Source organism: Paenirhodobacter huangdaonensis (genome assembly GCF_004022465.1).
Classification (GTDB): domain Bacteria; phylum Pseudomonadota; class Alphaproteobacteria; order Rhodobacterales; family Rhodobacteraceae; genus Rhodobacter; species Rhodobacter huangdaonensis.
In genome coordinates this window covers 269,857-293,462 of the sequence record NZ_SAVA01000006.1, presented here as the reverse complement: position 1 = coordinate 293,462, position 23,606 = coordinate 269,857, and the positions used below count along the sequence as shown (strand labels likewise).

The window sequence follows — 23,606 nt, the reverse complement described above, 5'->3', positions numbered from 1 at the left end:
GCCCCGAGGCGGCGGCCGATCGCATCGCCTGGCTCGTCGGCGCGGCGCGCCGGCTCGGGGCGACCGGCGTTGCGCTGAAGGACGAAAGCGCCGCCGCAGCCCTGCCTGCTGGCTGACCGGCTCAGGCCGCCGTGCTTGCGTCCCCGGCGCGGCGGCGCCAGACCGCGGTTGCGGCGGCCCGCCTCACGTCGGGGGATGTTGCGGACGCCCGGCTTCCGCCCCGCGGCGCGGCGCCGGCACCTGGTCTGAAGCGATGCACGCGGCCAGATGGCGCAACCCGGTCCAGGAGGGCATCCCGAGCGGGCCCTGCTCGACCATCTGCGCGGCCAGCTCCGGCGTGATCGGGACGCGCGCCTTGGGGGCATCCGCACGGACATAGGCATAGCGGGGCGTTTCGTGGCGCGCGGTGATCGTCGCGGCCGTCGCCGTCTCCCAGTCGATAGAGGGGACATCGCGCCAGAATGACGGGTCGGTCTCGAAGGCACGGGCGAGCTGCGGGGAAAGATCCTGCGCTCCGGCCGAAACGACGACCGGCGCACAGCGGTCGAGCGGCACCTGCTGCAGCATCTGGGCGATGCTGGGTTGTCCGGGGAGGCGCGTCAGCGGCGCCAGAACCAGCCCCCTCTGGGCCAGTCGCAGGGCGCAATCCTTCCCCATGTACCCCATCAGGGTATCAAGCCAGACCGAGCGGCCGGTCAGGAGCACGGCGCCCCCCTTGGCCCCGACGATCTTGCCGGCCAGGGCGAAAAGCTCGGCCTCGACCGTGGCAACGGCCGATCGAAAGGCCTCGACCGGGGCCCGCCCTGCGCACAGGGCATCGTTGAGCAGCAGATAGCCGATTTGCGATGGATGGCAGCTCGAGTCGATGAAGAGGCGCCGCACCTCATGCATCGGGGCGCCGAGGAGCGGCGAAAGATCGACGATATCCGCACCGGGAAACCGCCCGACCACATCGGCGTCGTTGAACACCGGGTGGTGGGAACCTCCGCCGCCGATATGCTGGCCGGCCAGCCTGTCATGGACCTGCCGCCCGAACAGGTCCCAGAATACGAACCGCACCCTGTCGCCGAACGCCTCTTGCCAGGCCTGCACCGCGGTCAGTCCGCGCTCCAGCTACCAAAGCACACAGTCCGGCAGGGGCGGAGTGTCCTGTTCTCGATATCGGCGGGGGCGAACCATCTGTCCACCGACTGCCGAGCAGCCGGTGGACAGCAGGCAATCAATCCGTGTGGCGAGCCTCTTCTTCCCGGACGAGGGTATAGAATTCCATTTCCCCCTCATTTCGGGAAATCCATCTCTTCAAAACTTGCGGGTCGACGGTCTCACCCCTGTCGCTTTCATTTAGTCGCGGGACCTGTGTCTTTATGGAAAAGTTCTCCGCCATGAACCGGTTCAGGCCTGCCATCTTTTCCAAGGTCGCAGCCATGACCAATTTTGTGCGAATGAAATCGCGAGGGTCCGTTCGGGCAGCGGCGGGCATGTGATTGAAGATCTGTGAATTGACGTTTTCGAGCCATTCATTCACGGACTTGAAACGCATGGGGAGCGGCACCCCCTCATCAATCTTGCGCAATGTATAGAAGTAGCTGGACAGAGTCGTCTCGGCCGGATTGCGCAATACCGTGGCGAATTGCGTCGCCTCCGGATAAAAAGTGTCTGTGTCGGTCTTTTCTGTGCGGCGAAAGTGCCCGTAAATGCACGCGGGCTTGATCTTGGCCAGCTTTTCCAGCTCTGACCAGACAAACAGACCGGGACGTCGTGAGATCAACACGCCAGATGAGACCAATTGGCCGTTATAATGCGGGAACAGATTCTGCCCAAAGGCTTTGGTGAATAGGTCTCGAATGGACGTCCCGCCCATCTTGGGGATGTGGCAATAGATCAGGGGAAGATTCTTCTGGTATGCTTTCACCCGTCTTTTCCTTCTTTCGTGGTCTTACCGCGAGCTTGCTTCCAGAATGTGAGGTCGGCTAATCTGCATCACCAGATCAACGCCCCCTGTCCATCCTTCGTCTTGCGGTTGCGCAATTCCTTTTGGCGTTCGGTGAAATACGCATCCACCGTGATCGTCGCGGGCTCGGGGGCGAAGTCGAGCGGCTGCCCGGGATCGACCGGGGCAGAGGCGAGGGCGTCGGTCCCGAGCCCGGCCGCCTGACCAAACAGGCGTTCGACCAGATGGGCCAGCGCCCCGTCGTTTGCCCCGCTTTCCGGGGCAAAATGGGTCAGCTTGAGCTCCGCCAGCGGCTGCAGACAGGACGGGCGGACCCAGAACATCGTGCCGGCGTAGAACGCGCCGTCTTTCGCCCCGATGTCGTCCAGCAGGCATTCGGCCAGCGCGCCATTGTCGTGATAGGGGTACTTGTCGAGCGACAGCAGGAAGGGCTTGGGGCCGACCATGTTCAGCTGCTTCCGGCTGCGGAAGGCATCGAGAATCTCGGTGACCCGCTCGGGGCTGCCGAGGAGCGCGCTGAAGGTCTCCTCGCGCCACATCTCGCCGAATTCGGGGATCATGCGATCGGCGCGGAAGTAGCCACGCTTGGTCTGCAGCTTGAGAACCGCGTCATAGTCCTTTTCCAGCATCGCCGGCAGCAGGTCGATGAACGGGCCGATATCGCGCCCGCGATTGGGCGCGGCGTAGAACAGCGCGTCCGGATGGGCCGCCCGGACCATCTCGACGATGCGGCGGGTGCCCCAGTCCGGCATCGTCACGATCAGGTCGAAGGGCTCCCGGATCGCCTTGAGATGCTCGAGGATCTCCGGCACGAGGTCGGTGTAATAGAGGTGCGCGACGACCGCGATCCGCTTGCCTGTGCCGGCGAAGGCCGCGTGCAGCTGCGCCTGGCGGCGTGCCTCGACGTCCTCGGCAAAGGGGAACTCCGCAAGAGCGAGCGCATCGGCGCTTGCCGCTTGCCGGAGGTTTTCCCACACCACGTCGGCCTTCACCGCCCGCAGGCTCTTGCGCGGCGAGCGTCCCTCGAGGATGCCGGCGTTGCAATAGTGCCGGACCGGATCGATATGAGCCGTCTTCACGTCGCCATAGGTGGCGAGGTAATACTCCGGGTCGACGAAGCCGCCCAGTTCGATGATCCGGCTGCGCCCGGCCGGGGTGCTCCACAGCGTGTCGAGCCAGGACAGGAAGGCCGCGTTGCTGTCGGCGTGCACATGCGCCACGAGGCGGCGGAACATCGGCAGGTAGTTTTCGGCAATCGCGTCATCGGGGGTTGTGCCGAAGTCGGCGGATGCGCCGTTCGCCATGATCTCGGCGGCCCGCTTGAGATGGGAGAGCGTCTGCATGGCGGTCGCGGCGGGGATCGAGGGGGCCGGCGTCCGGCCCTCGGCGAAGCCCCTGTGCAGGAAGTGTTCGACCGGAGTGATGCCGGCTTCGGCCACGTCGCGGTTGGTCGCCATATAATAGTCGGGATCGACGAGGCGACCGATCTTGATGACCTCGGCGCGGCCTTGCTCCGTGCCCCACATCGCATCGAGCCACTCGGTGGTAGCCTGGATGCTCTTGATCGCCAGATGCTGGCGCAGCCGGCGCACGATCGGACGATAGCCGAGCGTGGCGCGCGTGCGCGGTTCTTTCGGGGCGGCGGTCTGGGCCGCGGCCGGCGGCGATTTCGGCGGGATCGCCGGAACGCCGAACTCGGCCTGGTTGGGAACCGAGAGCCCCCAGAAGACCGCCGACGAGGCGAGGGACTTGTGCGCCGGGGCGCAGGCGTTCCAGTATCCGCTGGCAAACTTGACCGGATCGCCCCCGCCGATCTGCTGCAGTTGGCGGATCAGGCTGAGCCGGCAGCCGAAGCCGGACGGGTCGCGTCGGATGGCTTCCGGTTGCAGATAGCCCCCGAGCATGAAGTTGCGCAAGATCCCCGCGGCATCCAGGTAGGCGTCCCGATCGAAGCTTCCCGACAGGACGTCGTCGAGCGTGGGGAACATGTCCTTCGGCTTGTAGACGGCATCGCCAAGCACGACCACGGGCTTATCGTAGTAAAGCGCCTCGAAGCCGACGGAACTGTTCACCGTCACCACGATGTCGGCGAGGTTGAACAGGCGGGAATTGGCCAGAGGGGTGTTGTCGTCACACCAGATGATCCGGTCCGACCAGGGATGCAGCGCCCGGCGGGCGAAAGAGTTCGCATAGAGCGAGCCCTTGCGGAACTTCGAGGCCGGATGCGGCTTGATGATCGTCATGTAGCCGGCTTCGGCCAGCTTGGGAACGACATCGAGAACGACGTCGCTCACCGTGTTGTAGGGCGAGAACCGCAACAGGTTCGCGTCGTCGAAAAGCTGCAGCGGCAGGAATGCTGCCTTCTGGTTCATCCAGCGCGCATCCAGCTCGCCCGGCAGGGGCTGGAACTGCTGGGCATAGCCCGGGGCTGCGATGCTCTGCGAAAAGCCGAACAACGCCTCGTGGCGCGACATCGACTGGTTGTCGACGATTCCGCGCAGGTCCTCGATGGTCAGTTTCGGCACGACGCCGGCGCCATTGGTCCCATAGGGGTCCATGACGACCGAGTTGAGGAAGGGCGGCCGGGTGCAGCCGAGCTCCATCGCCACGCGGGTGACCGGGCGTTCCTCGAGGAAGCGGGTGACCGCACCGTTCTCGCCCCAATGGACGATGACCTCGAACGGGAAGATGTTCCAGATCCGCCGCAGCAGGTCCAGCTGCCGTTCGCTGACCTTGCCCTTGCCCGACATCAGCTTGAGCCAGACCGGCAGGCCCTCGGTCTCCCAGGGCAGTTTCTGATACTGGCTGAAGAGCGCTTCCTCGTCGCGGGTGGTATGGATCAGGCGGTTGTCGTGCGGTGACAGATGCGTCTTGCCGAGATGGGTGAAGGTCGCCTCGTTGGCAAAAAGCCGGATGTCAAAGCCCGGTGCCGACGACAGAAGCGGCAGGAACTCCCGGACGATATCGGCGAAATGCGTCAGCGTGTCGCGAATGGGGTGCGGTTCGACATAAAGCAATACTCTCATTTCAATCCCGCCAGGCTCTTGAGTGCGTCGTTGTAGCTGGTGTTTTCGAGGAATGCGAAGTTGCGCTTCGCAAGCTCGATCCGGGCTTCCGGGGCCAGGGGCGCCGAAAGCGCCTCGTACCAGTCGTCGGTGCTGGTCGCGAGGGTCAGGCGGTCCTCTCCGATCGCCTGCATGTCAGGGATCGGGCTGGCGATCAGCCGGCAGCCGCCGATTGCCGCCTCGAGGAACTTCACGCGGGATTTGCAGTCGTTGAACTTGCTCGCCTCAAGCGGTGCGATCACCGAGGAGCACATGGACATGAGCGAGGGCAGGCGGAGAAAGTTCACCACCGGAGCGGTGTTGACATTCGGCAGCGCGGCCAGGCTGCGCGGCATGACCACCGGCCCGACCACCAGCAGGTTGAAGTGCGGGTTCTCGCACAGGACGCGGTGCAGCGCCGCCTCGACGATCGGGAAGTCCTTGTCGTGGCTGCGGGTGCCGGCGAAATAGCCGATATTGGTCGCCGAGCGTTTCAGGAACGGGGTCTGGTTCGCCCGCTGGATCGACAGGATGGATTCGGGGATGACATTGGGGGCGCAGCACACCTGGGCATCGGGATTGAACTCCCGCGCCCGTGCCGCGAGCGGCTCGGTCGAGACTGTCACCTTGTCGAACTGACGCAACCCGGCGAGGTTGCTCTTGAAGGCCACGATCGCCTTCTCTTCGGTGAGGGTCCCGTTCTTGACGGCGGAAGAGACCAGCGCCAGCTCCTCGTCGCCAAAGATCAGGTCGTCGTAATCGGCGATCAGGGTGGCGCCGAGCTTGCGGAGCCCGGCGAGCACCGAAGCGAAGTTGGCGCGTGCCATGTTCGGCCGGTGGAACACGTAAACATCGTGCTTGAGCAAGGGGTTTTCATAAAACGTCGCGGCCGCGACGACGGTGCAGTCATGCCCCTCGGCGACCAGCGCCTCGGCTGGATGATAGCACCGATAGCGGACGGAGGGATCTTGCAGCGGATCCTCGACCCGGCCGGTTTCGCTCACGAAGCAGATTGACCTTCGCTGCGTCAAGTCGACGTGTTTCTTGCTCATTCTCAATCTCTCGTCCTGGTATGCATGTCGAACGTCAGGGCCGGTAGGGAGGCCTTTGTTTCGGGGATGGTCCCGGAGGTCTTTCCATCAGCAGTCAATTTGTTTCTATTCGTGTCGGGGCTGGTGTGTCGGGATGGGCGAAACGGCTTCATGCGTTGGCCGCGTTCTTGGCGAGTACACCGATCTGGCACAAAAGCGTGACCGGTGGCGTCATCTGGTCTGAAGGGCCCCTGTTCGGCCCCTCCGAAGGCGTCTTGTTGGGGGCCGGCGCGCCCGGGTGAAAGATCGAGACGCCGATGTCCGATGCTGCACCGTAGCATTGCCATGGTGCATGTCCTAGGGTCAACACCGGTATGGAAAATTCCTCGTGGATCCGGCTGAGAACCGCCGGCGTCCTGCCGGGGCCGGGACGGCGCAGGAAGGAGGGCGCTGGAGGGGCGGTTCGCCCTGCAGATCCGCCCGGTCCCTGTGCGAGCACAGGGCGCGAGACGGCCGATGCACCTGGCCCGGACGGGGGGCATCCCTGCACGCCGGAGCGGCGCCACGATCGGGGCAAAAGGGGGTGCTTGCCCGATGGAACATGCCGCGGTCCGGACGGTGATGGTCATCGCAATCCCTCAGAGAACGCCGGCCCGCAGGCAGTCATGCAAACGCAGAAGCCCGATCGGACGCCTGTCGCTATCAACCACAAACAGGGAATGGATTTTATGACGGTTCATCAGGCCGACAGCCTCGGCTGCGGTGGTCGTCATCTCGGTGGTGATCGGGGCGCGGGTTGCAACCTCGTCGGCGACATATCCGAGAAGCCCGTCCATGTTTCTGCGCAGGTCGCCGTCGGTGATGACGCCCACCAGCATTCCGTCGCCGTCCACCACGCCGGTGATGCCGAAGCCATGTTCGGTCATTCTCAGGATCGCCTCCGACATCGGGACCTGCCGGCCGACGATCGGAACCAGGCTGCCCGAATGCATCATCCGGCCGACGGTCGCCAGCCGGGCGCCCAACCGTCCGCCGGGGTGGAACATCCGGAACTGCTCGGGACCGAAGCTGCGCCGTTCCATCACGGCAACGGCGAGCGCGTCCCCAAGGGCGAGCGACAGGGTCGTCGAGGTCGTCGGCGCCAGCCCCAGCGGGCAGGCCTCTTCCGCGGCGGGAAGTTGCAGCCGGAAGGTGGCGGCCCGCATCAGCGTCGAGTCTGCCTCGCGCGAGATGCCCACGATCGGAATCTCCAGAAGCAGACAGTGGCTCAGCAGATCGCTGAGCTCGGTCGTCTCGCCGGAATTGGAAATGGCGATGACCACGTCGCCGGTCGTCACCATTCCGAGGTCGCCGTGGTTCGCCTCCCCCGGATGAAGGTAGAATGACGGCGTTCCGGTGGAGGCGAGCGTCGCCGCGATCTTGCGCGCGACATGCCCGGATTTCCCCATCCCCGTCACGACGACGCGGCCGATGGTTTCGACGAGGAGCCGGACAACCTCTTCAATGTCCTCCGGCAGCCTGTCGGCAAAGTCCGTGAGCGCCTCTCCCTCGAGTTTCAGCGTTCGGCGGACAGTTTCGGCGATCTGGTCAGAGGTCTGCTCGACGCTCGATCGGGGTAGCGTTCCTCGCACGAAATCACCTCTTTGTTGACGAATGAAGCGTTCGGACGCGGCAACGCGCGTGGGCCATCCCACAATGCGGTGCCGACCAGCACTTTCCAACCAGACGCATTCAACCGGCACGGAACACCGTTCCAGAGCCGGGTCGTTGCCGGTTTTGTGGTCATCAAGCGCAGATCGTGGCCAGAGAATGGACGGGACGCACAGGGCGACGGAAGGGGCGTTGCATGTTCCGGGGCGCACGGTGACGCCCATGGCGGCCCGCGGCGGCCTGATCTGGCGCCCCGGTTGCGGCGGCAAAGGCGAGAGGCGGGGCGTGGGGGCGGTGGGCTCAGCCCGCTTCCTGCGGCGGCAGCGGTGGCGCCGGCGGATGCGGCAGGGCGCGCAGCGCGCGGAACCGGGCGATCTCGCTCAGCCCCGAAACCTGCCCGTCCAGACGATCGAGCCGCGCGTGCAGTGCCGCCACCCCTGCCGCAAGCGCCGCGGTCTCCGCCTGGATCGCGCGCCCGCGCGCCTCCTGCTGCCAGCAGCCCACCGTTGCGGCGATCTCGCCCCGGCGCAGCGCTGCAGCCTGCTGCGGCGTGCTGTTCGTGGCTTCATACTGCGCCACGACCCGATCCCAGAGCGCGTCCGGAACCGGCGTCAGCGCCCGCGCGGCGCGATCGGCATAGACCCAGAACGCCTCCGGCTGAAGGCGCTCGAGATGCCAGCGCATGTTTGTCAGCAGCCAGCGCAGCGCGGCCTCGGCATGCGGGCTCTGCCAGTCGCCGATCAGCGCCTCGATCGTCTCGAAATGGGTGAAGAAGGCGGCGAGGCCCGGGCCGGTTGCAGCCATCGTCTGGCCGGGGCGATTGACCCGGTGCAGGCACAGGACGCGGTCGTGAAAGGCGATCGAGCTCGCCTTCAGGCACACCGCCCAGTGGAAGGGGTTATCTTCGTAGAAGAAATTCCCTTCCGGGAAGCGCAGGCCCTCGGTGCGCAGGAAATCGGCGCGGTAGAACTTGCGCCAGGGCACGGCGATCATCTCGAGCGCGCAGGCGCGGGCGGCCTCGCCCTCGCCCTCGCCCTCGTCGCGCGGCAGCGCCGCGGCGCGCGCCCAGACGGCAAGATCGGCCGGGCGGCGGCTGGCCCCGGAGGCTTCGTCATGCTCGAGATAATTGCCGAGCAGGATCTCGGCGCCGCTCGCCTCGAAGGCGGCGCGGCAGGCGGCAAAGCCCGCGGGCTCGAGCCAGTCGTCGCCGTCGACAAAGACCACCGCCTCGCAGCCGGGATCGGCCAGGGCGTGATCCAGGCCGGTGTTGGCGGCGATCGCCACCCCGCCGATGGTGTTCGTGCCAAACGCGATCAGCTCGACCTGGGCCGCGCCGAGCTGAGCGCCCAGGCGACGTTCAAGATGCTCGGCGGTGCCATCGCCCGAGCCGTCATCCACCACCAGCACCCGGTCCCCGGGCCGCGTGCAGAGGCCGACCGTATCGAGACAGCGGTCGATATAGGGCAGGATGTCGAAGCTGGTGACGATGAAGGTGGTTCTCACGGCGCATCCCCCGCCAGATAGTCGTTGAGGCGCGCGGCGAGGTCCGGGTCGCGGGTGGCGATCAGGGTGAAGAGCGGCAGCTCGAAGCCCTCGCGCAGGAAGCCCTGCGCCTTCCAGCGAAAGGCCGGGCGCAGGGCGGCCCCGAGACCGTCCTCGATCCAGCGGAAGAGGGAGAGATAGAACTCGGCCACCGCATCGGCATAAAGCGCGGTGCGGATCGGATCGGCCTGCAGATCGGCCTGGACCGGGTCGAGGGCGCGGAACACCTCGAAGCGCTCGGCGCCGGTGCGGTTGGTCAGGCGCTGCCCGTCTTCCTCGACGAAATGCTCGGCGCAGAGCCGTGCCGTCGCGAGAATCCGGCGCGCCTCGAAGAAGCTGCGCCAGTGCAGCTCGATGTCGTTGTGCACGGGGATCTCGGTGCAGCGGATCCCGGTCTCGTGCAGAAAGCCGGTGCGGTAGATCTTGTTCCACGGATAGGCCGAGATCCGCACGAGCCGCGCCGCCTGATCGGGGCGCAGCGGGACGGGCCGTTCGGGAATGCCGGCGCGGGTCCAGTGCCGCTGGTCGGTGTCGAGCGGGCCCGGCCGGCCCGCGGCGCGCAGCCGGCTGTCGACATGGCGGAACAGGCAGAAGTCGAAGCCGGGGGTGCCGGGCGAGAGAAGATCGTCGAGGAGGCCGGAAAAGGCCGGCAGCAGCAGGTCGTCGGAATCGAGGAACAGCACATGCGAGGTCTGCACCTGTGCAAGGCCGAGGTTGCGCGCATGACCGGCCCCGCGCTGCAGCGCGCTGCGCAGCCAGGTCAGGCGCGGTTCCTCGGCCAGCTCGGGCAGGTCGAGCGCGGCCGCCGACAGCGGCACGTCCGAGGCATCGTCGACCACGATCACGCGCAGCCGCTGCGGCAGCGCAAGCAGCTGCCTCAGCAGCCGTGCCAGGCCTTCAGGGTCGTTCCAGACCGGGATGACGACCGAGAGGCCGGGCTGCGGGAGCATCGCTGCGCGCCGCTCAGAGCGCGAAGACCCGCAGGTCCTGCAGGTCGATGGCGCCGTTGCCGGGGCGGAAGAACAGGATCAGTTCCCGCCACGGCGCCGGTGCGGCCAGGGCGGGGTGATCGGCGAGGCTGAGCGCGTCGAGATGCAGGCTCGGCTCGGTGTAGGCGATGGCGGTCTTGCGGAAGAAGATGTCGTCGAAGCCGCCCTCGCGCCCGTTGCGCAGGCACAGCCGGAAGGTCTGCGACGCCGGGGCCTTGCTGCGGATCGCGACGCCGAGGAGCATCTTGCCCGCGAGCGGGCAGTCATTGAGGGCGATGTGCAGCCCGAGCCAGCGCGCCTGCCCGGCGACATCGAATTGCGCCGAGAGCAGTTCGCCGGGGCGGCTTGTAACGGTGACGGTGGTGGGGGCCTCGGGGTCGGTGTCGAAGAACAGGCCCGGCACCAGCGGTTCCTGGGCGGGCTGCTGCGTCGGCTCGAGGGTCAGCTGCCGCAGCACGGCCAGGCGGGAATTGACGCCGGCGTCGGAACCGAGATCGAGGCTGTCGGACATGGAACGTTCCTTCTGCTGGGGCCCGAACCGATGGAAAATTCAGGGTGTTCCGGGCCTTGTTCATTCCCCTTCAGAGTTAGGAGGGGGAGCGGTGGAATGTCAATCTGGCGAGACGGAGGCGCCGGGGCGGGCCAGCAGCATCCGCACCCGGGCGAGGATTTCCGTGGCGCGCCGGGCGAAGCTGTGCTGGTGGCGGACGGTTTCGTGCAGGGCTGCGGCGCGGCTGCGGCGTTCCTCCGGATGGGCAAGATAGTGGCGGATGGCCGCATCCAGCGCCGCGCCGCTGTCGACCTGAACGAGCGGATCGCCGAAGATCTCGGCGCCCTCCACCCGGTCCGAGATCAGGAACCCGCCCGCCATCGCCACGTCGAAGAGCCGGTTCGAGAGGAAGCCGTGCTGCGCCATGTCCGGCCAGTGATCGTTGAGCACGATCGCGGCCCGGCGATACCAGGTGCCGAGGTCGCGGTTCGGCAGGCTCTCGCCCTGCACGAGGGCGGCAAAGGGGGTATCCTCCCATTCGGCGCCATAGAGGGCCGGGACATGGCCGTTGGCCACCGCCTCGGCCACGATCCAGCGTTCGGCCCGGCGCGAATTGCCGACGAAGAGCAGCGGATGTGCGGGAATGGCGTCCGCGTCCGCATCCGCGTCCGCGTCCGTGCCCGGGGCGCGGGTGTCGGGGGCGAAACGGCTCGGGTCGGAACATTGCAGCAGCGCCGAGACCCGGTCGTGCAGGATCGGGCGCAGGGTCCGGGTGTAGCTTTCGGAGGCGACGAAGACATGGTCGTACCCCGCCATCTCCTCGGGCGAGACCCGGCCCGGATGGCTGATCATCCACATCAGCCGCAGCGCGCTGCCGAAGCGCGGGGCCGACCGCACGCCGCGCAGCAGCAGCGTTGCCTCCGGCGCCTGCGCGGCGGGGCGGTCGGCGAGTGCCCCCCAGGCGTCGGTCAGGCAGATCTCGGCCTGCGCGCCCTGCGCCTCGAGGGCCGCAGCCAGGCTCTCGGCGAAGTGGAAGTCCCCCCAGCGATAGGCGCGGGCCTGATCGGGGGCGGGGCAGAGGAGCGCGATGTGCGGGCCCCGCGCGGCGGCTGCCGGGCGCCGCGCGGGGTGCCGGGGCAGCGGCTGGGGCGGGGGCAGGGGCAGGAGCAGCGGGTCCGGCCCGCCCTGTCCGCTGTCCTGTGCCACATCCGCCACCAGTGCGGCCAGCGCCGCGCCGGTGCTGTCGGCGGGGGCGGGGCTCAGCCGCAGCCGGCCCTGGCGCAAGGCCGCGGTCTCCTCCTGCGCAAGCTGCCGGGCGACGGCGTGATCGGGGCTGGTGTCCAGCACCAGCCAGTCCGGGCCCGGCGGCGCGCGGCGCAGATGCGCGCGGATGGCGGGCAGGTCGGCGGCGGACTGCGCCGTCAGAACGATCGTGCGCCGGGGCAGGGGCGGCACAAGGCCGAGGCCGTGCGGATCCGGATCGAGCCCGCGCGCCCAGCCTTCGCGGGCGTAATGCAGGATGGCGGCCTCCTGTGGCGCGACGCGGCGGGCCGAGAGCGTGTCATAGCCTGCGACGTCAAACCAGGGGGCGGGGCGCCCGCCGCGTCGCCAGCCGCCCTGCAGATGTTCGTGCAGCGGCGCCGCGCCGCGCGGGTCGGCGGGCTCGAACAGGCAGACCAGTCGCCACAGGCTTTGCGGATCGGGGCAAAGGGCCCGCCAGGGGTGCAGCTCGGGGGGCTCGCCGCCCCAAAACCAGGCCGTCTCGAGCCAGCTTGCCGCACGCGCTGCCGCCTCGGGATCGAGGCCGCACAGGCGCTGCAGCCGCAGTGCCAGAAGAGGGGCCTGCGCAAGGGGGAGGAGGCGGGACGGCGGCAGGCTCATCGGCGGAATCGCTTGGCTGGGGACTTCTGATAAAGGCCAGGACGGGGAAGCCGTCGACCCCAGAACTGTATCCGGGCTGTGGCTTTTTGCAATGCGGCGCATAAAAATGCGGCAGTGCGGCGAAATCTGGCCGTCGCCGGCCGCGAGAGTTGCCACGATGCCGAAGCTGCGATACCTCTCGAAGCACCTTCCCTAGCGGAATTTCGAGAATGCAGATTGAAAAAACGGCACTGAGTGGCGTTGTCGTCATCACCCCGCGCCGCTTCGGCGACGCCCGGGGCTGGTTTTCCGAAACCTGGAATGCAGAGCGGATGGCGGAGGCCGGTCTCGATCTGGCCTTCGTGCAGGACAATCATTCCTTCTCGGCCACCAAGGGCACCCTGCGCGGGCTGCACTATCAGCGTCCGCCGCATGCGCAGGACAAGCTGGTGCGCTGCACCCGGGGCGAGATCTTCGATGTCGCCGTCGACATCCGCAAGGGCAGCCCGAGCTATGGCAAATGGGTGGGCGAGGTGCTGAGCGCCGAGAACGGCCGGCAATTGCTGATCCCCAAGGGATTTCTGCACGGCTTCGTCACCCTGACCGCGGATTGCGAAGTGCAGTACAAGTGCACCGACCTCTACGCGCCCGACTGCGATGGCGGCATCCGCTGGAACGACCCCGCGATCGGCATCGACTGGCAACTGGGCGGGGCCGCGCCGGTGCTTTCGGCCAAGGACGAGGTCGCGCCCTTGCTGGCCGATTTCGACAGCCCCTTCACCTGGGAGGGGGCGGCATGAAACTGCTGGTGACCGGCGGTGCCGGCTTCATCGGGTCGGCCGTGGTGCGGCTTGCCGTCGCGCGCGGGCACGCGGTGGTCAATGTCGATGCGCTGACCTATGCGGCCTGCCTCGACAACGTGGCCTCGGTGGCGCAAAGCCCGCTTTACGCCTTCGAGCAGGCCGACATCCGCGACCGTGCCGCGCTTGACCGGGTATTCGCGAAACATCGCCCCGATGCGGTGATGCATCTTGCCGCGGAAAGCCATGTCGACCGCTCGATCGACGGGCCGGGCGACTTCATCGAGACGAACGTGACCGGCACCTTCAACATGCTGGAAGCGGCGCGGAAATACTGGACCGAGGCGGGCCGCCCCGAGACCTTCCGCTTCCACCACATCTCGACCGATGAGGTCTTCGGCTCGCTGCCGAACGACCCCCGGGTCAAGTTCACCGAGGACACGCCCTACGATCCGCGCAGCCCCTATTCGGCCTCGAAGGCCTCGTCCGACCATCTGGTGCGGGCCTGGCACGAGACCTACGGTCTGCCGGTGGTGCTGACCAACTGCTCGAACAACTACGGCCCGTTCCACTTCCCGGAAAAGCTGGTGCCGGTGATCATCCTCAACGCCCTCGCGGGCAGGCCGCTGCCGATCTATGGCGACGGCTCGAACATCCGCGACTGGCTTTTCGTCGAGGATCACGCCGACGCACTGCTTCTGGTGGTGGAGAAGGGCGCGCTTGGCCGCAGCTACAACATCGGCGGCGAGAACGAACGCACCAACCTCGAGCTGGTGCGCACGCTGTGCGCCATTCTCGACGAGAAGCGGCCGAAGGCGCAGGGCAGCTACGCCGACCAGATCACCTTCGTCACCGACCGCCCCGGCCATGACGCACGCTATGCGATCGACCCGACGCGGATCCGCACCGAGCTGGGCTGGCGCCCCTCGGTCACCGTCGAGGAAGGGCTTGCCCGCACCGTGCAATGGTATCTCGACAACGAGCCGTGGTGGCGCGCGCTGCAGGGCCGCAAGGGCGTCGGCGAACGCCTTGGAGTGAAGGCATGATCCTCGTCTTCGGCAAAACCGGACAGGTCGCGACCGAGCTGCAGGCGCTCGCCTCCGGGGCGCGTTTTCTCGGCCGCGACGAGGCCGACCTAGCGGCTCCGGAGGCCTGCGCGGCGCAGATCCGCGCGCTCGGGCCCGTGGCGGTGATCAATGCCGCCGCCTGGACGGCGGTGGACAAGGCCGAGGCCGAGGAGGAGGCCGCGACCGTGGTCAATGGTGCCGCCCCGGCGGCGATGGCCGCGGTCTGTGCCGAGCTTGGCATCCCCTTCGTGCAGATCTCGACGGATTACGTCTTCGACGGCGCCGGCGAGGCCCCGTTTGCCCCCGATGCCCCGACCGCGCCGCTTGGCGCCTATGGGCGCTCGAAACTCGTGGGCGAAGAGGGCGTGCGCGCCGCGGGCGGGGTGCATGCGATCCTGCGCACCTCCTGGGTGTTCTCGGCGCATGGTGCGAATTTCCTCAAGACCATGCGGCGGCTTGGTGCCGAGCGCGAAAGGCTGACCGTGGTCGCCGACCAGATCGGCGGGCCGACGCCGGCGCGGGCGATCGCCGAGGCCTGCCTGACGATCGCGCAGGCGCTGATCGCCGATCCGGCGAAGACCGGCACCTATCACTTCTCGGGCGCGCCCGACGTGTCCTGGGCCGAGTTCGCGCGCGAGATCATGGCGCAGGCCGGCCTGCCCTGTGCGATCGAGGAGATCCCGACCAGCGCCTATCCGACCCCGGCACGCCGTCCGGCCAATTCCCGGATGGCCTGCGAGACCCTGTCCGCCTTCGGCCTGAGCCGCCCCGACTGGCGTGCGGCCACCCGCGAGGCCCTCAAGGAACTTGGAGCAATCGCATGAAACGCAAGGGCATCATCCTGGCCGGGGGCTCCGGCACGCGGCTTTATCCGATCACCATCGGCGTCTCGAAGCAGCTGCTGCCGGTCTATGACAAGCCGATGATCTATTATCCGCTGTCGGTGCTGATGCTGGCCGGGATCCGCGAGATCGCGGTGATCACCACGCCGCAGGACCAGGAGCAGTTCAAGCGCACGCTTGGCGACGGCAGCCAGTGGGGGCTGAGCCTGACCTATATCGAGCAGCCCTCGCCCGACGGTCTGGCGCAGGCCTATCTGCTGGCCGAGGATTTCCTTGCCGGTGCGCCCTCGGCGATGGTTCTGGGCGACAACATCTTCTTCGGTCATGGCCTGCCCGAGCTGCTGTCGGTGGCCGGTGCCCAGGGCGAGGGCGGCACGGTCTTCGGGTATCGCGTCGCCGATCCGGAGCGTTATGGCGTGGTCGATTTCGACGCCGACGGCAAGGTGCGCTCGATCATCGAGAAACCCGAGGTGCCGCCCTCGAACTATGCTGTCACCGGGCTTTATTTCCTGGACGGCTCGGCACCCGAACGTGCGCGCAAGGTGGCGCCCTCGCCGCGCGGCGAGCTCGAGATCGTGACGTTGCTCGAGATGTATCTCGCCGAGGGGCTGCTGAACGTGCAGCAGATGGGGCGCGGCTATGCCTGGCTCGACACCGGCACGCATGGCTCGCTGCTCGATGCCGGCAACTTCGTGCGCACGCTCTCGAGCCGGCAGGGGTTGCAGACCGGCTCGCCCGAGGAAATTGCCTTCATGCAGGGCTGGATCGACCCCGCCCGGCTGGCCGAGATGGCCGAGACCTACAAGAAGACGGGATACGGGCAATACCTGAAGGGGCTGCTGGCGACCGCGCGGGAGTAAGGGGCCGCTCTGCAGGGCGGCGTTTGTGCAGCCGCAGGCGATGGCGGTGTTCCTGATGTTCTGATGAAACCTGTCTCGAAACTGCTCAGGAGCGATGAGGCGACGCATGCCTGAAATGTCTTGCACTGACCGGGGGATTTCCTCAGATTTCTACGACCTGATTGCCCACAGCGGCTATTTCGATGCCGACTGGTATCGCGCGCGCTATCCGGATGTGGCGGCGACCGGGCTCGACCCGTTGCAGCACTACCTGAAGATCGGGACGCTGTTGCGGCGCGATCCCTCGCCGCTTTTCGAGACGGCCTTCTATCTGCAGCAATGCGGGGCAGAGCGGCCGGCCGGAGTGCCGCCGCTGGTCGACTTCCTGACCCGCGGTCGCGGCAAGGGGTGGAAGGCGCGGGCGAGCCAGGGGCAGGCGGCCCTGGTCGCGCATGTCTTCCATCTCGATGTGCTTGCCGACCTGTCGCATTATGCCGCGAACTTCCCCGCCGGCTTCGATCGCTTCGTGACTTGCCCCGACAGCTTCGGCCAGGCGGAGCTTGACCGGATCCGCGCGGCCCTGCCGGGGGCCCGGATCGTGCCGGTGCCGAATGCCGGGCAGGATGTGGGCGCGCTGATTGCGCTGGACGCGCAAGTCGGCCTGACGCGCTATGACGTGATCTGCAAGATGCACAGCAAGAAGGGCGCGAAGGAGCCCGCGCGCTGGCGCCATGCCCTGCTGCGCGGCATTCTCGGTTCGCGCGGGCAGGTCGATCAGATCCTCGAGGCTTTCGAGCGCGATCCGCGTCTGATGCTGGCCGGGGCGCGGCAGCTCTACCTGCATGGTCCCACCTACATGTGGCAGAATGCCGAGACGCTGGGAGAGATGTTCTCCGGCCTGATCGGCGATTTCGACTACCTGCGGCGTGACTGGGGCTTCATCGGCGGCACCTGCTTCTGGATCCGGGGCGCGGCCTTCGGCGAGATCCGCGCGGCCCTCGCCTCGGTCGAATTCCGGCCGGCCGCCTATACCGACGACGGCACCGTGGCGCACAGCGTCGAGCGTCTGTTCGGCATGGTCGCCGCCTTGCGCAACGGGACGGTGATGCTGTGCGACGTGAGCACCCCCGAGGCGATGGAAATCGTGCACGGGGGCTTTCCGGCGAACGGTTCGCGCGAGCGGGTGATGATCTCCGACCTGCTGCGCCAGATCGACTTTCCCGAAGAGCTGGTTCGCACCTGGATGCCGCGCGGCGCGATCAATGGCAGTGGCGCCACTTTTGTGCGCGGCTGGCTGGCGCTGATCGGAGATCCGCTGCCCCGTCGCGGCTATCTGCAGATCGAAGGCGAGCGGGTGCCCTTCCTTGCCGGAAGCTTCCGCGCCGACCTCAAGCAGCACGGCGTCAACGACGGCTGGCACGCGTTTCAGGTCTCGGTTCCGGGGGCGCTGTGCGATGGCAAGCCGCACGAGGTGGTGTTGTTCGACGAGGCGACCGGGGTCGAGCTCGGCCGGCACAACTGCAGTTGGGCGAAGCCGAAGCGCGACTACTGGGATTTCCAGGGCTTCCTGAAGTCGTCGATGACCCAGCCCGAGGTGATGACCCCCTTTGTCGAGGAGGACAAGCGCGCCTTCGCGGTGATGGAGAACATCGCCAACCGCCTGGCGCGCAAGGGGCTGGCGGCGGCGCCCCGGCCGCTGGTCTCGGTGGTGATGCCGATGTTCGACCGTGCGGGCGTCGTCGGCGAGGCGATCGCCTCGGTGCTGGCGCAGACCTATCCGGACTTCGAGCTGATCGTCGTTGACGACGGCAGCCGCGACGACAGCGTGACGGTGGTGCGGCGCTTTGACGACCCGCGCATCCGGCTGATCGAGCTCGGCGAGAACCGCGGGGTTACCGTGGCGCGCAACACCGCCTTGCGGCAGGCCCATGGCGAGATCATCGCCTATCTCGACAGTGACAACACCTGGGACAGCCGCTTTCTTGCGGCGCATGTGGGGGCATTGCTCGAGCTGCCCGACGCCGACATGATCTATTCCGGCGTGCTGCTCTACAGCGGCCAGGCGACAGAGCCCTATGCGATGCGCTATGGCCACCTGCACCGGGCGCTTCTCGAGAACAAGAACTACATCGACAACAACATCATCGTTCACCGGCGGGCGTTTTTGGACCGGCTCGGCGGGTTCGACGAGACCCTGCGCCGCTATGTCGACTGGGATCTGGTCCTGCGCGCGACCGAGGTCGGTCGGGTCTATTCGGTGCCGATGCTGCTGTGCCATTACTATTACAGCCGCACCGAGAACGCGATCACCGACAACCCCACCCATGTCGCCCATCTCGAGGTGCTGCGCGAGAACCTCGCGGCGCGGCAGAAGGCGCATCTGGCGCAGCTCGACACCGCCGATCTGGTCCGTCCGGTCAGCATCGTGATCCCGAATTGGCAGTCGCTTGACGATATCCGCGACTGCATCGAGGCGCTGCACCGGCGCGACTGGCAGGGGATGCTCGAGATCATCGTGGTCGACAATGACTCGAGCGCGGAGGTGCGGGCCTATCTGCGCGCCGAGCACGAGGCCGGGCGCATCCGGTTCGAGCCGCTCGACGGCAACTACGGCTTCACCTATGCGGTCAATATCGGCATCGCGCTGGCCCGGCCCGAGGCGGATGTCATCTTGCTCAACAACGACGCGATCGCCCAGCCCGGCGCGGTGCAGGCGCTGCAGCGCGCCTGCCTTGGCAATCCGCAGGCCGGCATGACGGTGCCGCGCCAGATCCTGCCCGCCGGCACCAAGACCCTGCGCACCCATGTGCCCTTCGCGCGCGAGACGAACGATTGCGATGTGAACATCTCGGCCCATCACCGCAATGTGGCACAGGTGCCGGTGTTCCATGACGGCGGCGAGCTCGAGCTGAACTATGCGGCCTTCTTTGCCGTCTACATCCGGCGCGAGCTGCTCGACGAGATCGGTCCGCTCGACGCCGAATACGGCCGTCACTATCGCTCGGACCGGGTCTATTCCGACCTGATGCGCAACCTGACGGATTACCGCATGTTCTACGTGCCGGAGTCGCATTTCATCCACAAGCTGCAGAAGGCGACGGACCATCTGCGAGAGGTGGGGGAAAAGGACAAGAGTTTCGAGCTGATGTTCAAGCGCAACCAGTGGGATGCCGAGACCGCCGGGCGGCTGAACTTCCGCGCGCCGCCCTGGGACGTGTTCTGAGGCGGGCAAGCCGCAGGCCCCGGGGGGCGGGGCAGGGATGCCCTTTTGAGAGCCTCGGCGCGACACCGGTTGACGGCCGGCCGTCTTTCGTCAACATCTTGACGGAAATCTGATTTTGTAAGGATAAATCTCGATGGACTTCAGGGCATTATGGCCTGCCAGGGAGACGGTGCGGCGGTTGGCATGCGTCACGATGGTGCGGGATGAAGACTACTTCATCGAGATGTATATCAAGCATTATCTGATGAATTGTCCTGATGCGGATTTCTATATTATCGACCATGCCTCCACGAGGCCGGTCAGTTCCGTGATCCGGGAGAAATTCCATGATCTCGCAGAGGGGCGGGTGAATGTGATCCGGATTCCGGATATCCCGTTCGATGACGACTTCAAGTCGATGGCGCTTTCCTCGGTCGGCAGCATGGCTTGCGCGGCATATGACATTGTCATCGTTTCCGATGTGGATGAGCTGGTCGTGCCGCTCAAGGGGGATCTCGTCGGAACCTGCCTTGCGCTGTCTGCCGATGTCATCGCGCCGCTTGGATTCGAGGTGATTCAGAATTCGGTCTTTGAGGCGCAATATGATGTCGATGCCCCGGTATTTTCCCAGCGGAAATACGGGTATTTCAAATCGTCGCAGACGAAGCCGGTGATCTGGAAAGCCGCGAGCATCGTGGCGGCCGGCATCCATAAATGCATGTATGATTATGTGTTTTCCAGCGACCTGATTACGGTGCATATGCGGTTTGCCGACCGTGAGCAGGCCCGATATCGGGTGAGCCATCGTCGGCAGGTGACGTTTTCGAAAAATCAGATCAACCGAAAATACGGGGTCTATTGGTCGGTTGCGGAAGATGTTCGGCTGCGGTTTTTCGAGCATATAACCAAGGCGGACTTTTCCCGGGCCAGCGATATCATTCCGGAATTCATGGAGCATTTGTCCAAAACCAAGCACCGGAATGCCCATGGATATTTCAGCCCCGACTTGCACCTGAAAACGAAATATTGTTACTTCGACTGAGGTTGCGAAACCAGACGGCCGCGCCGGGATGGGGTTTCCAGGGGTGATGATGAACACCAGACTTCTGGAGGGCGGGGCGGTCGAGCTGTTTTCTGCCGGGCGTGACGTCTTGGGGGCAGCCCCGAAGGGGGGCCCGCGCGGCCGGTCTCGCCCTGTGCCGCGGCGCGGGGCGGGCGGTTCCCCCGCGGACGGGGGCGCCGGGATGCCGTCTGATGGAAACGCCGCGCCGTCGTTTTCCGCGCCGGTGGCGATCGGCGGGCTGGGGGGGAGCGGCACCCGTGTCGTTGCCCGGATGCTGCAGCTGAGCGGCTGCGACATCGGGTCCCGGCTCAACGGCGCGCTCGACAACCTGTGGTTCACGGTGCTGTTCAAGCGCATCGACTGGACGCGCCGCGCTCCTCGGCCCGAGGAGCTCGAGCTGGCCGCCGCGCTGTTCCGGCGGGCAATGACCGCAGGTCTCGGCGGCACGCCCGGCCCGGCCGGGGTGCAGCTCCTGGACAGCCTGCGGTGGGATCTGCCGCCGAATGGCGGCTGGCGCTGCGGCGCGCAGGTGCCGGATCTCGACGCGCTCCTGCACAGCCCGGGGGCGGGGGGCGACCGCTGGGGCTGGAAAGAGCCGAACACCCATGTCTTCCTGCCCGCGCTGGTGCGGCACCTGCCGGGGCTGCGCTACATCCACGTCGTGCGCGACGGGCTCGACATGGCGTTCAGCCACAACTTGCAGCAGCTGCGGAACTGGTCGCATCTCTATGGCCTGCCGCAAGATGAGCCGGAGTCTCCGGCGCGGCAGCTGCGCTACTGGACGGCGGCCAACCGCAGGGCGCTGGACTTCGGTCGCACGCATCTTCAAGATCGTTTCCTTGTGGTGTCCTACGAGGCGGTCTGTGCCGAACCGCTGCGGCACTGGCAGCGGCTGCTGCGCTTCCTGGGCCAGCCCGAGGACCGGCCGCTGCCGGAAGAGTTCCTGATCCGGCCGTGCTCGATCGGGCGGGCCCAGCTGCAGGACCTGTCGTGCCTGCCGGCGGCGGATGTCTCGGCGGCGCAGGATCTGGCGGCCGAGGTCGCGCGGCTCGACCAGGCCCCGTTCGCCGCGCGGCCCTTCTCCGCGCAAGCAATCCCCGAAGAGGATTGAATTGTAACGATATTGCTTTTGCATGAATGCCGGACCTGCCCCAAGCTGGCCTTTCTATTGGAAAGATTGCTCAGGGCGGAGTTTTCATGAAACAGCTTACGAAACCGGCGTGGCCGGCCGCGGCCGCGATGGCCGTTGCCGCAGTTCTCGCCTTCCCTGCACAGACGGCCCGGGCCGGGGATATGCCGTATCTCGGCGATATCATTGCGGTCGCCTATAGCTATTGTCCGGTCGGCTGGGCACCCGCCGATGGGCAGCTTCTGCCGATCTCCGGCTATTCGGCGCTTTTCGCACTCTATGGCACCACCTATGGCGGGGATGGGCGCAGCAGCTTCGGCCTGCCCGACCTGGGCAGCCGTGCGGCCTCCGAGCAGGGGGGGGCGGCTGCGCCGGGGCTGACGCCGCGCGACATCGGCGAGAAATATGGGCAGCCGACGCAGACCCTGAGTGTTTCGCAGTTGCCGGCACATGTGCATACGGTCAATGCGAACAATCTCGACGGCAATTTCCCCGGCCCGGCCGGCAAGGTTCTGGCGGCGGCGCCGAGCGGGGGCAGCGGCAACGAGACGATCTATTCCGGTCAGCCGGCCGATACCACGATGTCGCTGCAGATGATCACCCCGACCGGTGGCGGACAGCCCCTGGCGACGCAAGATCCCTATCTGGCGATGCAATATTGCGTGGCCGTGTCCGGGGAATTCCCGATGCGGGAGTGAGCGTCCGGGAGAGCGCGTCTTCCCGCCGCCTGTGCGGCGTCAGGATACTTGACACAGATTTTTCAGACAGCGGAGACTCTTTATGTCCTTTCTGAAATCCGCGACGGGGGCGAGCCTGCCCAGCCTCGCAGTGATCGCCGCCCTTGCCGGAGCAGGTTCGGCGATGGCCGGCGAGGAGCCCTATATCGGCGATATCATGATCGTCGGTTTCAACTTCTGCCCGAGGAACTGGGTGCCGGCGCAGGGCCAACTCATGGCGGTCGCGCAAAATCAGGCGCTTTTCGCATTGCTTGGCACCACCTATGGCGGAGATGGGCGGACCACCTTCGCACTGCCGGATCTGCAGGGCCGTGTGACGGTCGGTTCCAATGCGCTGGCGGGGCCGTCGCGCGGCGCGAAGGGGGGGCAGGAAACGGTGGCGATGACCAGCGCCACAATGCCCGCCCATACGCATCGGGTTCTGGCGACCGAGGCGGATGGCGATCAGCCCGGCCCCGGCGGCAAGCTCCTGGCCGGCGCGCCGAGCGGTGGCACCGGCAACGAGACGATCTATTCCGACCAGCCACCGAACAAGCTGATGTCGGATGCGATGATCTCGAATACCGGCGGCGGGGCAGCGTTCTCCGTGCTCGATCCCGGCCTGTCGTTGTTGCATTGCATCGCGGTCACGGGCCTCTTCCCGCCGCGCAGCTGAACCGCCTTTCGGAGCAAGGATATTGTGGAGATGACGATGTTTCATTCGAAGATGGTTGCGGGCGCGGCGCTGGTGCTGGCCGGCATCTCGGCTCCCGGTCTCGCCCGGGCTGACAGCATGCCGTTCATAGGCGAGATCTGGACGACCGGCGTGGTCGGCTATTGCCCGCGCGGTTCGCTTCCCGCCGAGGGGCAGCTTCTGGCGATTGCCGAGTATGAGGCTCTGTATTCTCTTTACGGCACGACCTATGGCGGCGACGGGAGGAGCTCCTTTGGTCTGCCTGACCTGCGCAGCAGGGTGCCGGTCGGAACCGGGGCAGGGGCGGGGCTGTCGCCGACGCCTCTTGGCCTCATCCGCGGGCAGGAGGCGGTCACCCTGACCCAGGCCAATCTTGCCCCCCACCATCACGGGGTTGCGGCGAACAATCTGGACGGCAATCTCGCCGGGCCGACCGGCAATCTCCTGGCCGCGGCACCGACCGGAGGCACCGGCAACGAGACGATCTATTCCGACCAGCCGCCGAACAAGCAGATGTCGGCGCAGATGATTGCGCCGGTGGGGCAGAACATGCCAGTCGAGGTTCTCGATCCGACGCTGGCCGTGCGCTATTGCGTGGCCACCACCGGCTTCTATCCGCCCCATCCCTGAGGGCCGCTTGGGCAGTCCCGGGGGCGGTGAGGCGCTGCCTCCGGGTGTTTTCATGCTTGATCTTTCG

The 23,606-nt window shown here is 66.7% G+C and carries 19 protein-coding genes; 10 read left to right on the top strand and 9 right to left on the bottom strand.

The window, feature by feature from the left end:
- Window positions 1-183 precede the first annotated feature (183 nt).
- From EOW66_RS12390 to EOW66_RS12350, 9 genes are all read right to left on the bottom strand, one after another.
- A complete protein-coding gene (locus EOW66_RS12390) occupies window positions 184-1,092 on the bottom strand; it encodes a hypothetical protein (protein WP_128156641.1) in 909 nt (302 codons plus the stop codon).
- Between the two features lie 127 nt (window positions 1,093-1,219).
- The gene (locus EOW66_RS12385; RefSeq protein ID WP_128156640.1) at window positions 1,220-1,912 is read right to left on the bottom strand and encodes a sulfotransferase family 2 domain-containing protein; all 693 of its coding nucleotides are present in this window, start codon (window positions 1,910-1,912) and stop codon (window positions 1,220-1,222) included.
- A gap of 68 nt (window positions 1,913-1,980) precedes the next feature.
- Window positions 1,981-4,977: a rhamnan synthesis F family protein gene (locus EOW66_RS12380; RefSeq protein WP_128156639.1), complete on the bottom strand. Its 2,997-nt coding sequence runs from the start codon at window positions 4,975-4,977 to the stop codon at window positions 1,981-1,983.
- Window positions 4,974-6,047: a glycosyltransferase family 4 protein gene (locus EOW66_RS12375; protein WP_164881115.1), complete on the bottom strand. Its 1,074-nt coding sequence runs from the start codon at window positions 6,045-6,047 to the stop codon at window positions 4,974-4,976. The genes EOW66_RS12380 and EOW66_RS12375 overlap by 4 nt, the downstream gene beginning before the upstream one ends.
- A 617-nt stretch (window positions 6,048-6,664) precedes the next feature.
- Window positions 6,665-7,900 (bottom strand): KpsF/GutQ family sugar-phosphate isomerase, encoded by a 1,236-nt coding sequence (locus tag EOW66_RS12370; protein ID WP_128156637.1) that lies wholly within the window; start codon window positions 7,898-7,900, stop codon window positions 6,665-6,667.
- A 76-nt stretch (window positions 7,901-7,976) separates the two neighbouring features.
- On the bottom strand, window positions 7,977-9,179 hold the full coding sequence (locus EOW66_RS12365; RefSeq protein ID WP_164881114.1) for a glycosyltransferase family 2 protein: 1,203 nt from the start codon (window positions 9,177-9,179) through the stop codon (window positions 7,977-7,979).
- Entirely contained in the window at window positions 9,176-10,168 is a 993-nt protein-coding gene (locus EOW66_RS12360) for a glycosyltransferase (protein ID WP_128156635.1), read from the bottom strand. The genes EOW66_RS12365 and EOW66_RS12360 overlap by 4 nt, the downstream gene beginning before the upstream one ends.
- Window positions 10,169-10,181: 13 nt before the next feature.
- Window positions 10,182-10,718: a hypothetical protein gene (locus EOW66_RS12355; RefSeq protein WP_128156634.1), complete on the bottom strand. Its 537-nt coding sequence runs from the start codon at window positions 10,716-10,718 to the stop codon at window positions 10,182-10,184.
- 99 nt (window positions 10,719-10,817) lie between these two features.
- Window positions 10,818-12,578, bottom strand: coding sequence for a glycosyltransferase family protein (locus tag EOW66_RS12350; RefSeq protein WP_164881113.1), 1,761 nt, complete (start codon window positions 12,576-12,578; stop codon window positions 10,818-10,820).
- A 209-nt stretch (window positions 12,579-12,787) separates the two neighbouring features.
- Here EOW66_RS12350 and rfbC point away from each other — a divergent pair, with 209 nt between their 5' ends.
- The 10 genes from rfbC (at window position 12,788) to EOW66_RS12300 (ending at window position 23,539) form a co-directional block, all read left to right on the top strand.
- Window positions 12,788-13,357, top strand: a complete 570-nt coding sequence (rfbC, locus tag EOW66_RS12345) for a dTDP-4-dehydrorhamnose 3,5-epimerase (RefSeq protein WP_128156632.1) — start codon at window positions 12,788-12,790, stop codon at window positions 13,355-13,357.
- Window positions 13,354-14,403 (top strand): dTDP-glucose 4,6-dehydratase, encoded by a 1,050-nt coding sequence (rfbB, locus tag EOW66_RS12340; RefSeq protein WP_128156631.1) that lies wholly within the window; start codon window positions 13,354-13,356, stop codon window positions 14,401-14,403. Before rfbC ends, rfbB begins: the two co-directional genes overlap by 4 nt.
- Window positions 14,400-15,248, top strand: a complete 849-nt coding sequence (gene rfbD / locus EOW66_RS12335) for a dTDP-4-dehydrorhamnose reductase (RefSeq protein ID WP_128156630.1) — start codon at window positions 14,400-14,402, stop codon at window positions 15,246-15,248. Before rfbB ends, rfbD begins: the two co-directional genes overlap by 4 nt.
- On the top strand, window positions 15,245-16,126 hold the full coding sequence (gene rfbA, locus EOW66_RS12330; protein WP_128156629.1) for a glucose-1-phosphate thymidylyltransferase RfbA: 882 nt from the start codon (window positions 15,245-15,247) through the stop codon (window positions 16,124-16,126). Before rfbD ends, rfbA begins: the two co-directional genes overlap by 4 nt.
- Window positions 16,127-16,232: 106 nt before the next feature.
- Window positions 16,233-19,328 carry a glycosyltransferase gene (locus EOW66_RS12325; RefSeq protein ID WP_164881112.1) on the top strand — a complete coding sequence of 1,032 codons (3,096 nt, stop codon included), beginning with the start codon at window positions 16,233-16,235 and terminating at the stop codon, window positions 19,326-19,328.
- A 133-nt stretch (window positions 19,329-19,461) separates the two neighbouring features.
- Window positions 19,462-20,349: a hypothetical protein gene (locus EOW66_RS12320; RefSeq protein WP_128156627.1), complete on the top strand. Its 888-nt coding sequence runs from the start codon at window positions 19,462-19,464 to the stop codon at window positions 20,347-20,349.
- Window positions 20,350-20,551: 202 nt separating this feature from the next.
- Window positions 20,552-21,481 carry a sulfotransferase family protein gene (locus EOW66_RS12315; RefSeq protein WP_164881111.1) on the top strand — a complete coding sequence of 310 codons (930 nt, stop codon included), beginning with the start codon at window positions 20,552-20,554 and terminating at the stop codon, window positions 21,479-21,481.
- 26 nt (window positions 21,482-21,507) lie between these two features.
- Window positions 21,508-22,197, top strand: a complete 690-nt coding sequence (locus tag EOW66_RS12310) for a phage tail protein (protein WP_239017578.1) — start codon at window positions 21,508-21,510, stop codon at window positions 22,195-22,197.
- A gap of 82 nt (window positions 22,198-22,279) precedes the next feature.
- Window positions 22,280-22,891, top strand: a complete 612-nt coding sequence (locus EOW66_RS12305; RefSeq protein WP_128156625.1) for a phage tail protein — start codon at window positions 22,280-22,282, stop codon at window positions 22,889-22,891.
- A 30-nt stretch (window positions 22,892-22,921) separates the two neighbouring features.
- On the top strand, window positions 22,922-23,539 hold the full coding sequence (locus EOW66_RS12300; protein ID WP_239017577.1) for a phage tail protein: 618 nt from the start codon (window positions 22,922-22,924) through the stop codon (window positions 23,537-23,539).
- Window positions 23,540-23,606: the final 67 nt, after the last annotated feature.

Excerpts from the sequence above, each read along its gene's own strand:
- EOW66_RS12380 (WP_128156639.1), bottom strand. The coding sequence starts at position 4,977 with ATGAGAGTATTGCTTTATGTCGAACCGCACCCCATTCGCGACACGCTG.
- EOW66_RS12375 (WP_164881115.1), bottom strand. The coding sequence starts at position 6,047 with ATGAGCAAGAAACACGTCGACTTGACGCAGCGAAGGTCAATCTGCTTC.
- EOW66_RS12370 (WP_128156637.1), bottom strand. The coding sequence starts at position 7,900 with ATGGGCGTCACCGTGCGCCCCGGAACATGCAACGCCCCTTCCGTCGCC.
- EOW66_RS12360 (WP_128156635.1), bottom strand. The coding sequence starts at position 10,168 with ATGCTCCCGCAGCCCGGCCTCTCGGTCGTCATCCCGGTCTGGAACGAC.
- EOW66_RS12355 (WP_128156634.1), bottom strand. The coding sequence starts at position 10,718 with ATGTCCGACAGCCTCGATCTCGGTTCCGACGCCGGCGTCAATTCCCGC.
- EOW66_RS12350 (WP_164881113.1), bottom strand. The coding sequence starts at position 12,578 with ATGAGCCTGCCGCCGTCCCGCCTCCTCCCCCTTGCGCAGGCCCCTCTT.
- rfbC (WP_128156632.1), top strand. The coding sequence starts at position 12,788 with ATGCAGATTGAAAAAACGGCACTGAGTGGCGTTGTCGTCATCACCCCG.
- rfbB (WP_128156631.1), top strand. The coding sequence starts at position 13,354 with ATGAAACTGCTGGTGACCGGCGGTGCCGGCTTCATCGGGTCGGCCGTG.
- rfbD (WP_128156630.1), top strand. The coding sequence starts at position 14,400 with ATGATCCTCGTCTTCGGCAAAACCGGACAGGTCGCGACCGAGCTGCAG.
- rfbA (WP_128156629.1), top strand. The coding sequence starts at position 15,245 with ATGAAACGCAAGGGCATCATCCTGGCCGGGGGCTCCGGCACGCGGCTT.
- EOW66_RS12325 (WP_164881112.1), top strand. The coding sequence starts at position 16,233 with ATGCCTGAAATGTCTTGCACTGACCGGGGGATTTCCTCAGATTTCTAC.
- EOW66_RS12320 (WP_128156627.1), top strand. The coding sequence starts at position 19,462 with ATGGACTTCAGGGCATTATGGCCTGCCAGGGAGACGGTGCGGCGGTTG.
- EOW66_RS12315 (WP_164881111.1), top strand. The coding sequence starts at position 20,552 with ATGCCGTCTGATGGAAACGCCGCGCCGTCGTTTTCCGCGCCGGTGGCG.
- EOW66_RS12310 (WP_239017578.1), top strand. The coding sequence starts at position 21,508 with ATGCCGGACCTGCCCCAAGCTGGCCTTTCTATTGGAAAGATTGCTCAG.
- EOW66_RS12305 (WP_128156625.1), top strand. The coding sequence starts at position 22,280 with ATGTCCTTTCTGAAATCCGCGACGGGGGCGAGCCTGCCCAGCCTCGCA.
- EOW66_RS12300 (WP_239017577.1), top strand. The coding sequence starts at position 22,922 with ATGACGATGTTTCATTCGAAGATGGTTGCGGGCGCGGCGCTGGTGCTG.